The following is a 15,313-nucleotide window of genomic DNA, read 5'->3' on the forward strand; positions in this document are numbered from 1 at the left end:
GATGGCGGGCGGATACCGAAGATTTGAACAATATTGGAAGGGAAAATATCGCTCTCCCTGACAAAGGAGAGCGATACGGTCAGGCAATCAATATTGCCCGAATATCATTGACGTTGGTTAACGTCGGGCCGGTGATCAGCAAATCATTAAGCGCGTGAAAATAGCAGTAACTATCATGGCCATCCAGATATTGCACTGCGTTAAGACCGCTCAGCTTGCCGCGCGCAAGGGTGTCCGGGAAGACTATCGCGCCTGCGGCATCTTCTGTGCCATCAATTCCATCGCTGTCTCCCGCCATGGCCCAGATACCGTGTTCCCCCTGTAGCGCACAGGCCAGACTGAGTAAAAACTCGGTATTGCGCCCTCCTTTTCCAGGCTGAGTGTGGTTTACTGTCACCGTGGTTTCGCCACCTGACAACAGTACAGCAGGCCCAGAAACCGGGTGACCATACTGCTTCGCCGATTTCGCCATACCGGCCATGACCACCGCCACTTCCCTGCTTTCACCTTCTATCGCATCCCCCAAAATAAGAGGGGTGAGTCCATGTTGTCGTGCGGCCAGAGCCGCCGCCGCTAACGCCATCGCCGGCGTGGCGATAAGCCTGACCTCGCCTGTCGCGGCGTTTTCCACCGGGCCGGCCGGCTGGTTTAGCCGTTCGCTAACGGACTTCGGGATCGCAATGCCATACCGCTGCAATACCCGGAGCGCATCACGTGGTGCGCTGTTATCGGCAACGGTAGGGCCAGACGCTACGTCCGTCGGATCATCGCCAGGCACATCGCTGATAATCAGTGATACGATGCGCGCCGGTTGCGCCATGGTCGCCAGCTTTCCGCCTTTCACCGCTGAGAGATGACGACGTACCAGATTCATCTCTTTGATGCTGGCCCCGCTATGGAGCAGGGCCCGGGTGATGGTCTGCTTATCTGCCAGCGTTAACCCCGGGGCGGGCAGCGCCATCAGCGCCGACCCTCCCCCTGAAATCAATGCCAGCACCAGATCATCGGCAGTTAAACCGCGCAGCGTCTCCACAATCAGCATTGCGGCAACCTCGCTCATGGCATCTGATACGGGATGTGCCGCCTCAATAATGCGGATGCGGCCCGCAGGAACCGCGTAACCGTAACGCGTCACCACCACGCCCGACACCGCCACATCCGGCCAGGCCGCATCCACGGCAGCCGCCATTGCCGCGGATGCTTTACCCGCACCGATCACCACACAACGGCCGCGAGGTTTTTCCGGCAGGTTAGCCAGGGTCACCGGCCCGGCGCGGGCGCTGTTGACAGCATGTTGAAAGATATCCTGCAGGATCTCTGCAGCCTGTTCGTTATTCATGGTTATGCGGTCTCGGCAATGTCGGCTTTAGCGTCAATGTAGTGCACCACGGCGCGTGTCACCTCCGCAGTATTGGCTGTTCCACCGACATCTGGCGTCAGAATGCCTTTTTCACAGACATACTCAATGCTTTCCATAATCAGCGCAGCGGCATGGCGTTCACCCAGATGTTCAAGCATCTGTACCGCGGTCCAGAAAGTGGCAATGGGGTTTGCAATCCCTTTGCCGGTGATATCGAATGCGGAACCATGGATCGGTTCGAACATGGAAGGGAAGCGGCGTTCAGGATTAATATTGGCGGTCGGCGCTACGCCCAGGCTACCCGCCAGCGCGCCAGCCAGATCGGAAAGGATATCGGCGTGCAGATTGGTGGCAACGATGGTATCCAGGGTCTGGGGATGCAACGTCATACGGTGCGTCATGGCATCGACCAACATTTTGTCCCACTGCACATCCGGGAATTCCTGCGCCACTTCGGCGGCAATCTCATCCCACATCACCATACCATGGCGCTGGGCGTTGGATTTGGTTACCACGGTCAGCAGCTTACGTGGACGGGACTGCGCCAGTCTGAAGGCATAGCGCATAATGCGCGTCACCCCAACACGGGTAAAGATTGCCACTTCGGTACCGACTTCTTCAGGTAAACCACGGTGCGCACGGCCGCCGTTACCAGAATATTCACCTTCGGAGTTTTCACGCACGATGACCCAGTCAAGATCGCCCGGCCCGCGGTTGCGCAGCGGTGAAGTGACGCCCGGCAGAATTTTGGTGGGTCGCACATTGGCGTATTGGTCAAAGCCCTGGCAAATCGGCAGGCGCAGGCCCCAGAGCGTGATGTGGTCAGGGACATCCGGCGCGCCCACCGCGCCGAAGTAAATGGCATCGAATGCTTTCAGCATGTTCAGCCCTTCCTCCGGCATCATCACGCCATGTTTTTTGTAATAGTCTGACCCCCAGTCAAAGGTCTCTACATCAAATTTCAGTTGCGGATCGTGGCGCGTCAGCGCGTGCAAGACTTCAATACCTGCCGAAATGACTTCCGGTCCGATACCGTCCGCAGGGATAGCAGCAATTTTGTAGTGACGCATCGTTATTTCTCCAGTTAATGAGTATGAGGATGTGGAAGCTCTGCTGTCGGCGATTTGTTCGCTCTGGCAGAGAGAATCACGACCACGAGGGCCGAGAGCGCCAGCAATCCGGCGACAAAGTACAGGCCCCAGCTGTAGCTACCGGTTTGCTCGCGGATCACGCCAATCATCATCGGCCCGACGAAACCGCCGAGGTTGCCGATGGAGTTGATAGCGGCAATGCCAGCGGCCGCAGCCGGGCCGCTGAGGAACAGGGTTGGCATGCTCCACAGCGGGGGTTTTGATGCGCTAATCCCCACGGTGACCAGCGTTAAGGCAACCATTACGGTAAACAATGTGTTGACGTTACCGGCGTATATCAGCCCGCCAGCCGCCAGCAGGCAGGCGCCAATGACGTGCCAGCTCCGCTCTTTGGTTCGATCGGAATGACGCGCCCAGAGGATCATGGCGATGACGCCGATCACCGCCGGAAAAGCGTTCAGGAAACCAATCTCCAGCGAGGAAGCACCGAAACTGCGAATGATTTGCGGGGACCAGATGCCAAGCGTATACAGCCCGGCGGAGGTACCGAAATAGACCAGCGCCAGCGCCAGGACGCGTATATCCGCCAGTCCCCGCCATGCGCTGGAATGGCTCTGTTTTGCCGCCCGCGCCAGCTCCTCGGCGTGCAGGGTGTTTTCCAGCCAGGCACGCTCTTGTTCAGTCAGCCATTTGGCCTTGGCCGGACGATCCGTCAGGAAGAACAGAACCACAACACCGAGCACCAGCGCCGGCAAAGCTTCCAGGACAAACATCCACTGCCAGCCGGCATAGCCAAGGAAGCCATGCATCTCCAGCAGTGCGGCCGAAACCGGCGATCCCAGTGCTGTCGACAGGGGAGCTGCGGCCATAAAGATGGCAGTGACCTGCGCACGCCTGGCGGCAGGAAACCAGTAGCTGAGATAGAGAATGATCCCCGGGAAGAAACCGGCTTCCGCCACGCCGAGCAGAAAACGCAGAATGTAGAAGCTCGTCGTGCCCTGCACAAAAGCCATGCAGCCCGAGACCAATCCCCAGGTGATCATGACGCGGGCGATCCAGATACGGGCGCCCACTTTATGGAGAATTAAGTTTGACGGTACCTCAAACAGAAAGTAACCCAGGAAAAAAATGCCGGCGCCCAGCCCAAAAACGGTGGGTGAAAATCCCAGATCCTGATTCATGGTCAGGGCGGCAAAGCCAATATTGACGCGGTCAAGGAAGGCAATGAAGTACAGCAGCATGATGAAAGGAATAATGCGCAGGGTAACCTTACGCATCACCTTCTTTTCGAGGTCGTTTTTCATGACGGGATGCTCCATAGTGATGTAGGGTTGTTATCGTTTTGTAATAAACCCAGTATGAAGTTTTGAACCGCTTTATCATCGGCACGGCTTTATATAAATAATTTGTATAATCAGCTTTTGGTGAAAAAATGGATATAAATCAGCTACGTTGCTTTGTGGTATTAGGTGATGAGCTTCACTTTGGCCGGGCTGCCCGTAAACTCGAAATGATGCCTGCGTCACTGAGTCGCTTTATCAAACTACTGGAAGATGATTTGGGGATAAGGCTACTGAATCGATCGACCCGCAATGTGTCGCTAACGCCTGAAGGCGCCGCCTTTTTGAATGAGGCCAAAACGGTCATTGCTGATTTCGATGCGCTACGGCAGCGATTCCGGAAAAATAGCCTGTTGCAGAAAAGAACGTTGCGGATCGGGGCTATCGACAGCGCAGCCAAAGGGTTACTGCCTGAACTGCTTAATCTTTTCGTCAGACGTTTTCCTGAGGCAGATATTCATCTTACGGAAGATAAATCTCACAAGCTGATTCCCCGACTCATTTCAGGATGGCTGGATGTGGTCTTTGTGCGCCCGCCGGAACATATTGACGCCACGCTGACAACGCGTTTTATCGCCAATGAAACCTGCGTGCTCGCCGTGCCCGCTAACCACCGGCTGGTCAGTTATGACGACGTCAGTATCGATGACTTCCGGCACGAGCCGGTTATCTTGCCGGAAAGACGCACCCGGCGTCACAGCCATGACCTGACAATGAATATTTTCAAAGAAGGTGGCAGCATGCCTGTCATCGCGCAGTACGCCGAAGAGAAGCAGACTATCCTGAGTTTTGTCGCCGCTGGACTCGGTATTGCTCTGGTGCCAGCGTCCTATAAAGACATGAATGCGGACGGCGTGAAATACCTTGCGCTCACGCCCAAAAAACATCTCGAAGGCCTCCCCCTCAGCGCGATGTGGCATCAGGGAAATAACAATATCTATGTGCGATCCCTGCTGGAGATACTTTCCGACAACATCGACGAACTGACCCGTGATTTGTGACGAACAAGATGATTGTTGCGCCAGGCGGCAACACACGAGAATTTAGCCTGGTTGCTGCAAACTGTCGGCGTATTTGCGTGTTAAGCGAAACAGCGCCTGCACCTCCTCTTCCGGCCACTGCGCCAGCACCTGATTCATTAACCGCCGCCGCGCTACCGCAATACTGTCGATCATCTGTTGTCCGCTGGCGCTAAGCGTTACTTCGCTGATCCGTCGATCATGACGGTTAGGTTGCTTACAGGCGAGTCCCTGGGCTTCCAGTTTCTTCACCTGGCGGCTGACGGTGGTGTAATCGCGCCCTAAATGATCCGCCAGCTCCACAACCCCCACCGGGCCATGGCGTCCTACCGCCACCAGCAGCGGAAACAGCATCTGCTCCAGCTGGACGCCGGCCGCCTGGAGGATCTGCTCGTCGCGCAGGGGCTGGTTCATCACGCTGATGATATCCAGCAGCGCACCGTGAAAGTCGGTAATATCGTAGTCATTATGTGCATATTGCATATATTAATTTTCCGCGTATAGTGCTGCAAAATAATATGTGTATTTTACACATAATTCCCGACAGGAGATAATTTATGAAAGCAGCCGTCGTGTTTGACCTCGCAGAAGGTCCGGTATGGGCCGATTTTATCGACCCGCAGCCCGCTGCCGGCCACACGCTCATTGACGTCCGCGCCGCCGCGATAAGCCATGTGGTTAAGGCCCGGGCATCCGGACGCCATTACAGCTTCGATGGCAATCTGCCCTTTGTGCCCGGTATCGATGGCGTTGGCACATTACCCAACGGCCAGCGCGTCTACTTCGCCTTCCCCACCGCCCCCTTCGGCAGTATGGCGCAGCGGGCGCCGGTTGCCCTGCAGAATTGCCTGCCGTTGCCGGATGCGCTCGATGATGTTAGCGCGGCGGCGATGGCCAATCCCGGCATGTCCGCGTGGGCGTCTCTGGTAACACGCGCCCAGCTTCAGGCCGGTGAAACGGTGCTGATTAACGGCGCCACCGGCAGTGCCGGCCAGCTGGCGGTGCAGATTGCCCGCTATCTGGGGGCCAAAAAGATCATTGCGACCGGGCGTAATGCGCAGGCGCTGGCGACGCTGGACGCCGATGAGTGTATTCAGTTAACCGCTGATGATAAAACCTTGAGCGGGCAGTTTTCAGCGGCCAGCGCCGCGCAGATTGACGTGGTCATCGATTACCTGTGGGGACACAGCGCGGAAGTGTTATTGCCGGCGCTGGCGAAATATACTTCTGCCGGCAGACCGGTGCGCTATGTGCAGGTGGGGTCCCTGGCTGGCGCCGATATCGCGTTAAATGGCGCAGTGCTGCGTTCCGCCCCACTCCTGCTGATGGGCAGCGGGATCGGTAGCCTGTCGATGCCGCAGCTGCTGGCGGCCACCGGTGAAATGCTGCAGGCGGCGGTGCCGGGGCAATTGACCATCGCCACCACCCCACGGCCGCTGCAGGATATCGCGGCGGCCTGGCCGCAGGACGACAGTCAGAAGCGTACGGTTTTCACCCTCGGATAAAAAATCGCTTCCGCACAAAAGATGGGGTTGATATCTTAAATGAGAAATATTATCTTTCTCATCACTGAATAGTTGAGTAAATAACTCAGGTATTCAGTACGACATTGCTCACATTGCTTCCAGTATTTTTGCCCGCACTTGTGCGGGCTTTTTTTTACTCGCGACACACCTCACACACCAGCTGACGCTGCCAGCGGTGGCCCGGCGCCTGCTCCAGACGACCTACGGCGCGGCATCGTTCTCCGTCACGCGGCGGGAGAACGCTCGCTGGTCATCACCCAACAACGCGGTCGCGGAACAGTGCCTGCAGAGGGATCGGTGGTCCCCTGTTTTTCATTACACCAATTTCCAGAACGGCGTTCTCCTCGCGCAGAAGGAGGGCATCTTTTAGGCCAAAAGCCACGAAGCGCCGGGTTAGCCCTGGCGCCTGTCACCTCACGGCGCGGCCTGTCACCGGCCTCTTCCAGCCGCCCTTTCGCTTCAATCCCACCCTTTCGTTCAAAATTTGTGAATTATGTAAATTGCGATGAAGAAATAAGTTTAAACGTCAACTTTTCTATGTAAATATTAAGACGAATGATAACTATTCTTTTTATCATTTATGGAATCACACCGGGTCAGCGCATGCCAGACGACGAATAACGTCGCTTTTGCGCGGTGTGAGATGTGCTAATAACTAAAAATAAGCCTGCATTTATCATGGAAAAAAACGCTTCTCTGCCTTTCGGCAGTTTCAACTCATTGGCATTGTTTACGGGTCTGTGTCTGGGTGCCTCACCGGCAACGGGCATCGCAGCGGAAAAATCGGTCAAAAATAGTGAAGAGACGCTGGTGGTGGAAGCCAGCCCACCTTCACTTTATTCTCCCGGCGCCTCTGCCGATCCGAAATTCAATAAACCGCTGGTCGATACCACCCGCACCATCACCGTGATCCCCGAACAGGTGATGAAAGATCAGGGCGTCACCAACCTGACTGACGCCCTCAAAAACGTCCCCGGCGTCGGGGCGTTTTATGCCGGGGAAAACGGCAGCTCAACCACCGGGGATGCCATCTACATGCGCGGCGTGGATACCTCTAACAGCATCTATGTGGACGGCATTCGCGACATCGGCAGCGTGACGCGCGATACCTTCAATACCCAGCAGGTGGAAGTCATCAAAGGACCCGCCGGCACGGACTATGGTCGTAGCGCCCCCTCCGGCTCGATCAATATGATCAGTAAGCAGCCACGTCTTGACTCCGGGATCGACGGCTCGGCCAGCATCGGCAGCGCCTGGTCGCGCCGGGGCACTCTCGACCTGAACCAGGCGTTCAGCGACAACGCTGCGTTCCGTCTGAACCTGATGGGCGAAAAAACCCACGACGCCGGCCGGGATAAGATTGAGAACGAGCGCTACGGCATCGCGCCATCGCTGGCCTTTGGCCTTGATACGCCCACCCGCTTGTATCTGAACTATCTGCACGTTCGGCAGAACAACACCCCGGATGGCGGGATCCCCACCGTCGGCCTGCCGGGCTATTCGGCGCCTTCGCCGAAATATGCCGCGCTCAATTCCGCCGGGAAGGTGGATACCAGCAATTTCTATGGCACCGACTCCGACTACGATAAATCTACTACCGACAGCGGTACCCTGCGCTTCGAACACGATCTGACGGAGAATACCACCGTGCGCAATACCACCCGCTGGTCGCGGGTGAAGCAGGAGTATCTCCTGACCGCGGTGATGGGCGGCGCAAGTAATATCACCGCCCCTGATATCAATGACGTTAACACCTGGAGCTGGTCGCGTCTGGTTAATACCAAAGATGTCAGCAACCGCATTCTGACCAACCAGACCAATATCACCTCGACGTTCTATACCGGCTCGATAGGCCATGACGTCAGCGCCGGCGTGGAGTTTACCCGGGAAAACCAGACCAACTATGGCGTTAACGCCATGACCGCGCCGGCGGTGAATCTCTACCATCCGGTGAGTAACCTGTCGATTGGCGGGCTGGACAGAAACGGGGCGAACGCCAACGGCCAGACCGATACCTTCGGGATTTATGCCTTCGATACGCTGGCGCTGACCGAGCAGATTGAGGTCAATGGCGGGCTGCGTCTCGACAATTATCATACTAAATATGACAGCGCCACCGCCTGCGGCGGCAGTGGACGCGGGGCTATCGCCTGCCCGCCCGGCCAGTCGACGGGCAGCCCGGTCACCACCGTGGATACCGCCAAATCCGGCAACCTGGTTAACTGGAAAGCCGGGGCGCTATACCGCTTAAGCGAGCAGGGTAATGTCTACGTCAACTACGCCATTTCACAGCAACCGCCGGGGGGCAGCAGCTTCGCCCTGGCCGCCAGCGGTAGCGGCAACAGCGCTAACCGGACCGACTTTAAGCCGCAGAAGGCGAAATCCAGCGAGCTGGGCACCAAGTGGCAAATCTTCGACAAACGTCTGCTGCTCAGCGCGGCGTTATTCCGCACCGATATCGAAAACGAAGTGGCCGCCAACGATGACGGAACCTGGTCGCAGTATGGCAAAAAGCGCGTGGAGGGGTATGAGCTCTCCGCGACCGGAAACCTGACGCCGGACTGGACGATCATCGCTGGCTACACTCAGCAGCATGCGACAGTGACGGAGGGGCAGAATGTGGCGCAGGATGGCTCATCCGCGCTGGCCTACACCCCGAAACATGCTTTTACGCTATGGACGCAGTATCAGGCCACCAGCGATCTGTCCGTCGGCGGCGGCGCGCGCTATGTCGGAAGCCTGCGCCGGGGCAGCGATGGCGCGGTGGGTACCCCGGATCACACCGAGGGCTACTGGGTCGCCGACGCCAAACTGGGCTATCGGGTCAACAGCAACCTCGATCTGCAGCTCAATATGTACAACCTGTTTGATACCGATTACGTGGCTTCCATTAACAAGAGCGGCTATCGCTATCATCCAGGCGAACCCCGTACCTTTATGCTGACGGCGAACGTCCACTTCTGAGTTTGCACGTGGGGCCGTTGCGCCCCACCTTTTAGGAGAACACCGCCATGATGTATCACATTTCTGACGTGCTAACGGCAGACCAGGTGGCTGATTTTACCCGCCTGCTCACCCAGGCCGACTGGGTTGACGGGCGGATAACCGTCGGCAGCCAGGGAGCGACCGTCAAACAGAATCAGCAGATCGATACCCGAACGCCGCTGTATGCCCGCCTGCAAGCCGCCGTGCTCGACGCGCTACGCGGCCATCCGCAGTTTTTTTCCGCCGCGCTGCCGCGGACGATTTCCGCGCCGTTATTTAATCGCTACGGACCGGGGGAGACTTATGGTTTTCATGTCGATGGCGCCGTTCGTCAGAACGGCGAGGCGGGGTGGATGCGCACTGACCTGTCAGCGACGCTGTTCCTTTGCGATCCGGAGAGCTATGAGGGTGGCGAACTGGTGATTGAAGACACCTATGGCCAGCACCGGGTGAAGCTCCCTGCCGGGCATCTGGTGCTCTATCCCGCCAGCAGCCTGCACTGCGTCACCCCGGTCACCCGCGGCGTACGTCAGGCCTCTTTCCTGTGGATCCAGTCGATGGTCCGCGACGATAAGCAGCGCGCGATGCTCTACGACCTGGACCGCACCATCCAGTCTCTTAAGGCCCGCTTTGGCGACGGAGAAGAGGTCCTCTCCCTGCTCAATATGTATCACAACCTGCTGCGCCAGTGGACGGAAGTATGATCCGCTGACCGCAAGCAGGGAGGACGAGGCAATAGACTGGCCATCCGCTGGCCAGTTTTCAACAGAGATTAAAACCGGTAGCCCGCGGAGAACATAAACACCCACGGATCCAGGCGGGTGCTGACTTTCTGGTCCACGCCGCCGGCTTTGAATTTCACATCGGTATCGATATCCATGTACCACACCGACATATTCAGCAGCCAGTCGCGGTTAATCAGGTAATCGAGGCCGACCTGCCCCGCCGCGCCCCAGGAGTCCTTCAGGCTCAGATCGGAAAGCCCGGCCGCTTTGCCGGTGTCGTTAAAGTCTTCATTAAAGAAGGTGGTGTAGTTAATACCGGCGCCTACGTACGGGCGCACCTTGCTTTGCGCATCGCCAAAGTACCACTGCGCCATCAGGGTGGGCGGCAACTGATGGACGGTGGCGATGGTCCCGGTTGGCCCGGTGCCAACCTTATGGCGGAACGGCGTTGCCGCCAGCAGTTCCACGCCGATGTTATCGGTCGCCATATAGGTAAAGGTTAAACCCAGCTGGGTGTTGTTACTGACGTTGAAACTGCCCAGGCTACCCAGCACATTGTCAGAGCCCTCCGTCGGACGGACGGTGGCGGTCCCGGCACGAATGAAAAACTCACCCGCCTCATGCGCCCAGACGCTGCCGGTGGAAAGCGTGCCCAGAATAACTGCCGCCGCTGCTAACTTCTTCATATCCACTTCCTCATTATGGTTTTTCAGCGCGGCCAAATATACCTATAACGAGTTACGTTTGATCTGTTTTAGATCACACTAAATCCTTAGATTTAACATTTATTGATCCAGATTAATTTTTGCAACCAATCGCAATATGCTGATTCCCTCTCACATCAATTTTCACTTATCAGCCAAAAATTTATTTCTGCCCCTCTTGCCGCCGCTGAGGCGGCTGGATAAGTTAACTGCCGACAATCTGTGTTGATGCGTTTTTTTCAGGTGTAATTATGAGTGAAATCAACCCGTGCATGACGTGCGGTGCCTGTTGTGCGTATTTTCGAGTCTCTTTCTACTGGGCGGAAGCCGACGACGCGGGCGGCGTGGTGCCCTCCGCGCTGACCGAGCCGCTGACCCCCTTCCTGCGCTGCATGAGCGGCACTAACCAACGCCAGTGCCGCTGCGCCGCGCTGTCGGGCACCGTTGGCGACACCGTCCACTGCACTATCTATGAAAATCGTCCCTCGCCGTGCCGGGAATTTGCCATGTCCGGGGAAAACGGCGTGGAAAACGATGCCTGCAACCGGGCGCGGGCGCGCTATGGCCTGCCGCCATTGCGCTCTCTTTACAAAGATATACCTGCCCGGACCGGCGCAGAGAGTGCTACGACGGAACGATTTGCGGTACAATCGCCGGCTAGTTAACACCTGCAACACTCAAGGAGAATGCATGTCTATCACGGCGAAGTCCGTCTACCGTGACACCGGGAATTTTTTTCGTAATCAGTTCATTACCATTTTGCTGATTGCGCTGTTGTGCGCGTTCATTACGGTAGTGCTTGGCCATGCCTTTTCACCCAGCGATGAGCAGCTGTCGATACTCAGCGAAGGCGACAACCTCACCGGTAGCGTAGGCCTGTTCGAGCTGGTGCAGAACATGACGCCGGAGCAGCAGCAGGTCCTGCTGCACGCCTCGGCGGCATCGACCTTCTCGGGCCTGGTGGGCAATGCGATCCTCGCCGGTGGCGTCCTGCTGCTGATCCAGCTGGTCTCTGCAGGTCATCGCGTCAGCGCCCTGCGCGCCATCGGCGCTGCGGCGCCGGTGCTGCCGAAGCTGCTGCTGCTGATCCTGTTCACCACTTTCCTGGTGCAGATGGGGATGATGCTGGTGCTGGTGCCCGGTGTGCTGCTGGCCATCGTGCTGGCCTTTGCGCCAATCATGCTGGTACAGGACAAAATGGGCATCCTCAGCGCCATGCGTAGCAGCATGCGCCTGGCGTGGGCCAATCTGCGGCTGGTGGCGCCGGCCATTATTGGCTGGCTGGTGGCGAAAACCCTGCTGTTACTGCTCGCTTCCAGCTTTGCCGTCCTGACGCCGAATGTGGGTGCAGTGGTCATCAACACGATCAGCAACCTGATTTCCGCCCTGTTGCTGATCTATTTATTCCGCGTGTATATGCTTATCCGCCGCTAATTTTAACCAGGATCGGGGCGTTCCCCGGTCCGTCCTGAAAGACGGGATCGATGTATGAAGCAGTTTCTGGATTTTTTACCCCTGGTGGTCTTCTTTGCCTTCTATAAGCTTTACGATATCTACGCCGCGACTACCGCACTGATCGTGGCGACCGCCATCGTGCTGATCTACAGCTGGGTGCGTTATCGTAAAGTCGAAAAAATGGCGCTGATCACCTTTGTACTGGTGGCCGTCTTTGGCGGGTTGACCATCTTCTTCCACAATGATGAGTTTATTAAATGGAAGGTGACGGTGATCTATGCCCTGTTCGCCGGCGCGCTGCTGTTTAGCCAGTGGGTGATGAAAAAGCCCCTGATCCAGCGCATGCTCGGCAAAGAGCTGACCCTGCCGCAGCAGGTCTGGTCACGGCTTAACCTGGCCTGGGCGGTGTTCTTTATCCTCTGCGGGCTGGCCAATATCTATATCGCGTTCTGGCTGCCGCAGAATATCTGGGTCAACTTCAAAGTCTTTGGCTTAACCGCCCTCACGCTGGTCTTCACCCTGCTGAGCGGGATCTACATCTACCGTCATATGCCGCAGGACGACCACCACTAACGCCTCCGCCGGCGCGCCGCCGCGCGCCGTGCTCGATCCGTATAATCTCACTGCGCTGGCAAACATTCCCTTCAACCACACAACCTCAGCGCATACGCTGACAGCTTCCCGGCCACACTGTGCAGGCTCCCTTCACGATTTCTCCCGACTGCATAAAAAGTTGCGATAATTGTGAGGATTTTATGGAGATTTATTTCCCCACATTGTAATGATAATGATTATCATTAATATTCTCGATCTCGTTTTTTCTTTGCTTTGAAAAGGATATTTATATGAGATCGCTGCAATATTATGCCCCCACGACCCTGGCACTGGTCATATCCAGCCTGCTTGCCCCGACCGCCTTTGCTGAAGAGTCAGAACAAGATACCGAAACCATGATTGTGCGCAGTACGGCGGAAGAGGCGCTCAAGCAACAGCCCGGGGTGTCGATTATCACGGCAGATGATATTGCTAAGCAGCCGCCGGTCAACGATCTCTCAGACATCATCCGTAAAATGCCCGGGGTGAATTTAACCGGCAACAGCGCCAGCGGCAGTCGGGGTAACAACCGCCAGATTGATATCCGCGGCATGGGGCCGGAGAACACCCTGATCCTGATAGATGGAGTACCGGTCACGTCACGTAACGCGGTTCGCTATAGCTGGCGCGGCGAACGCGATACCCGAGGCGACAGCAACTGGGTACCTGCCGAAATGGTCGAGCGAATTGAAGTTCTCCGCGGTCCGGCAGCCGCGCGCTATGGTTCCGGCGCGGCGGGCGGAGTGGTCAATATCATTACTAAACGCCCAACCAACAACTGGCACGGTTCGCTCTCTTTCTTTACCAATCAGCCGGAAAACAACAAGGAAGGCACGACTAATCGCGCTAACTTCAATCTCAGCGGCCCACTCGCCGGCGAGGCGCTGACGATGCGCCTGTATGGCAATATCAATAAAACGGAACCCGACGCCTGGGACATTAACCATGCGCAAAACGGTTCCTATGCTGCGGGACGCGAAGGGGTACGCAATAAAGATATTAACGCCCTGCTGTCATGGAAAATGACCCCGCAACAGATCCTCGATTTCAACTACGCCTACAGCCGTCAGGGGAATATCTATGCCGGTGATACCCAGTACAGCAACGGCAATCTTAGCCCGAACGGGCTGGTGGACTCCCTGTACGGCCACGAAACGAATCGTCTCTATCGTCAGTCCTGGGGGCTGACTTACAACGGCCTATGGGATTGGGGCCAGTCCAAAGCCGGGGTTTACTACGAGAAAACTAACAATACCCGCCTGCAGGAAGGTTCCACTGGCCGCGTCGAGGGCATGATCAACAGTGAGGATTATGCCACCAGCCGTCTGGAATCCTGGCGTACGACCTCGGAATTCAATGTGCCTTTCTTCTGGCTGGCGGACCAGACGCTGACGCTGGGAATGGAATGGAACCATGATCAGCTCGACGATCCGGCATCGATGCAGGCCACTGACAGCAACGGCGAGACTATCCCCGGAACCTCGGGCGATCCTGCTCAACGTAGTACCAAAAACAGCGCCACCCTCACCGGGATCTATCTGGAGGATAATATCGAAGCCGTACCCGGCACCAATCTGATCCCCGGCATTCGCTTTGATTATCATAATCAGTTTGGTAGCAACTGGAGTCCAAGCCTCAACGTGTCTCAGGCGCTGGGCGATATGTTCACGCTGAAGGCCGGTATCGCGCGCGTGTTTAAAGCGCCTAACCTCTATCAATCCAGTGAGGGCTATTTGCTCTCCACCCGCGGCAACGGTTGTCCGAACACTATCGCTGAAGGCAGCTGCTATCTGCTGGGCAACCCTGACCTCGATCCGGAAATCAGTATTAACAAAGAGATCGGTATCGAATTTAACCTTAATGGTTACGCAGCCGGGGTCACCTGGTTCCGCAACGATTACAAAAACAAAATCGTCTCCGGAACCGAGGTGCTGGGCTATACCTCCAGCGGCAATAATATTCTGCAGTGGCAGAACGGCGGCAAAGCCGTGGTCGAAGGGCTGGAAGGAAATCTGCTGATCCCGGTGCTGGCTGATATCCTGAGCTGGCGGACCAATGCCACCTGGATGCTCAAATCGGAAAGTAAAGAGACAGGCAATCCACTGTCGGTTATCCCAAAATATACCGTTAACACGATGCTCGACTGGCAGGTAAACGACGCCCTGTCTGCAAATGTGAACTGGACGCTTTATGGCCGTCAGAAGCCGCGTCAGTATGCGGAGATCCGCAACGAAACCGGGACCCTTGCCACTACCGAGGTTGGTGCCTATTCCATCGTGGGGATCGGTACTCAGTACCAGCTAAACCGGGATATTCGCCTGAACGCCGGAATAAGTAACCTGTTTGATAAGCAACTGTATCGCGAAAACGCTGGCGCCTCGACCTACAACGAGCCTGGCCGCGCGTATTACGCCGGGGTGACTCTCTCCTTCTGAACCGCAGCGCCCGCGTCAGCGGGCGTATTCCCCTATTCTCACTGCGCCGTTTTCATAGTAGCATCCCGCTGATCGTCTT

Annotated in this window: 13 protein-coding genes; 8 read left to right on the plus strand and 5 right to left on the minus strand. The window is 56.6% G+C overall.

What is annotated here, in order from left to right:
- Window positions 1-79: 79 nt before the first annotated feature.
- Genes ACKLKD_RS05245 through ACKLKD_RS05255 form a run of 3 tightly spaced genes read right to left on the minus strand, consistent with a single transcriptional unit; the run spans window position 80 to window position 3,755 of the window.
- Window positions 80-1,339 carry a glycerate kinase type-2 family protein gene (locus tag ACKLKD_RS05245; RefSeq protein WP_087806005.1) on the minus strand — a complete coding sequence of 420 codons (1,260 nt, stop codon included), beginning with the start codon at window positions 1,337-1,339 and terminating at the stop codon, window positions 80-82.
- A gap of 2 nt (window positions 1,340-1,341) precedes the next feature.
- Window positions 1,342-2,430 carry a tartrate dehydrogenase gene (locus ACKLKD_RS05250; RefSeq protein WP_087806008.1) on the minus strand — a complete coding sequence of 363 codons (1,089 nt, stop codon included), beginning with the start codon at window positions 2,428-2,430 and terminating at the stop codon, window positions 1,342-1,344.
- A gap of 14 nt (window positions 2,431-2,444) precedes the next feature.
- Window positions 2,445-3,755: an MFS transporter gene (locus tag ACKLKD_RS05255; protein WP_025714291.1), complete on the minus strand. Its 1,311-nt coding sequence runs from the start codon at window positions 3,753-3,755 to the stop codon at window positions 2,445-2,447.
- Window positions 3,756-3,883: 128 nt separating this feature from the next.
- Here ACKLKD_RS05255 and ACKLKD_RS05260 point away from each other — a divergent pair, with 128 nt between their 5' ends.
- Window positions 3,884-4,792 (plus strand): LysR family transcriptional regulator, encoded by a 909-nt coding sequence (locus tag ACKLKD_RS05260; RefSeq protein WP_025714290.1) that lies wholly within the window; start codon window positions 3,884-3,886, stop codon window positions 4,790-4,792.
- A gap of 42 nt (window positions 4,793-4,834) precedes the next feature.
- Here ACKLKD_RS05260 and ACKLKD_RS05265 read toward each other — a convergent pair whose 3' ends face one another.
- Entirely contained in the window at window positions 4,835-5,293 is a 459-nt protein-coding gene (locus ACKLKD_RS05265) for a MarR family winged helix-turn-helix transcriptional regulator (RefSeq protein ID WP_025714289.1), read from the minus strand.
- A gap of 74 nt (window positions 5,294-5,367) precedes the next feature.
- On the opposite strand from ACKLKD_RS05265, the gene ACKLKD_RS05270 reads away from it, so the two are divergent.
- The 3 genes from ACKLKD_RS05270 to ybiX all read left to right on the plus strand — a co-directional run bounded on the left by ACKLKD_RS05270 (window position 5,368) and on the right by ybiX (window position 10,025).
- Window positions 5,368-6,315, plus strand: a complete 948-nt coding sequence (locus ACKLKD_RS05270) for a quinone oxidoreductase family protein (RefSeq protein ID WP_087806010.1) — start codon at window positions 5,368-5,370, stop codon at window positions 6,313-6,315.
- 699 nt (window positions 6,316-7,014) lie between these two features.
- Entirely contained in the window at window positions 7,015-9,300 is a 2,286-nt protein-coding gene (locus tag ACKLKD_RS05275; RefSeq protein ID WP_025714287.1) for a catecholate siderophore receptor Fiu, read from the plus strand.
- Between the two features lie 47 nt (window positions 9,301-9,347).
- Complete coding sequence (gene ybiX, locus ACKLKD_RS05280) at window positions 9,348-10,025, plus strand: PKHD-type hydroxylase YbiX (protein ID WP_080924382.1); 678 nt, start codon at window positions 9,348-9,350, stop codon at window positions 10,023-10,025.
- Between the two features lie 68 nt (window positions 10,026-10,093).
- On the opposite strand, the gene ompW is transcribed toward ybiX, so the two are convergent.
- On the minus strand, window positions 10,094-10,732 hold the full coding sequence (ompW, locus tag ACKLKD_RS05285; RefSeq protein ID WP_025713610.1) for an outer membrane protein OmpW: 639 nt from the start codon (window positions 10,730-10,732) through the stop codon (window positions 10,094-10,096).
- A 269-nt stretch (window positions 10,733-11,001) separates the two neighbouring features.
- Here ompW and ACKLKD_RS05290 point away from each other — a divergent pair, with 269 nt between their 5' ends.
- The 4 genes from ACKLKD_RS05290 to ACKLKD_RS05305 all read left to right on the plus strand — a co-directional run bounded on the left by ACKLKD_RS05290 (window position 11,002) and on the right by ACKLKD_RS05305 (window position 15,234).
- On the plus strand, window positions 11,002-11,415 hold the full coding sequence (locus ACKLKD_RS05290; RefSeq protein ID WP_025713611.1) for a YkgJ family cysteine cluster protein: 414 nt from the start codon (window positions 11,002-11,004) through the stop codon (window positions 11,413-11,415).
- Between the two features lie 25 nt (window positions 11,416-11,440).
- Entirely contained in the window at window positions 11,441-12,184 is a 744-nt protein-coding gene (locus tag ACKLKD_RS05295; protein WP_025713612.1) for a YciC family protein, read from the plus strand.
- A 54-nt stretch (window positions 12,185-12,238) separates the two neighbouring features.
- Window positions 12,239-12,778, plus strand: a complete 540-nt coding sequence (locus ACKLKD_RS05300) for a septation protein A (protein WP_025713613.1) — start codon at window positions 12,239-12,241, stop codon at window positions 12,776-12,778.
- 272 nt (window positions 12,779-13,050) lie between these two features.
- Window positions 13,051-15,234: a TonB-dependent siderophore receptor gene (locus tag ACKLKD_RS05305; RefSeq protein ID WP_042929642.1), complete on the plus strand. Its 2,184-nt coding sequence runs from the start codon at window positions 13,051-13,053 to the stop codon at window positions 15,232-15,234.
- Window positions 15,235-15,313: the final 79 nt, after the last annotated feature.

This window comes from Klebsiella sp. 10982, assembly GCF_048589245.1.
In the GTDB taxonomy this organism is placed as follows: domain Bacteria; phylum Pseudomonadota; class Gammaproteobacteria; order Enterobacterales; family Enterobacteriaceae; genus Klebsiella; species Klebsiella quasivariicola.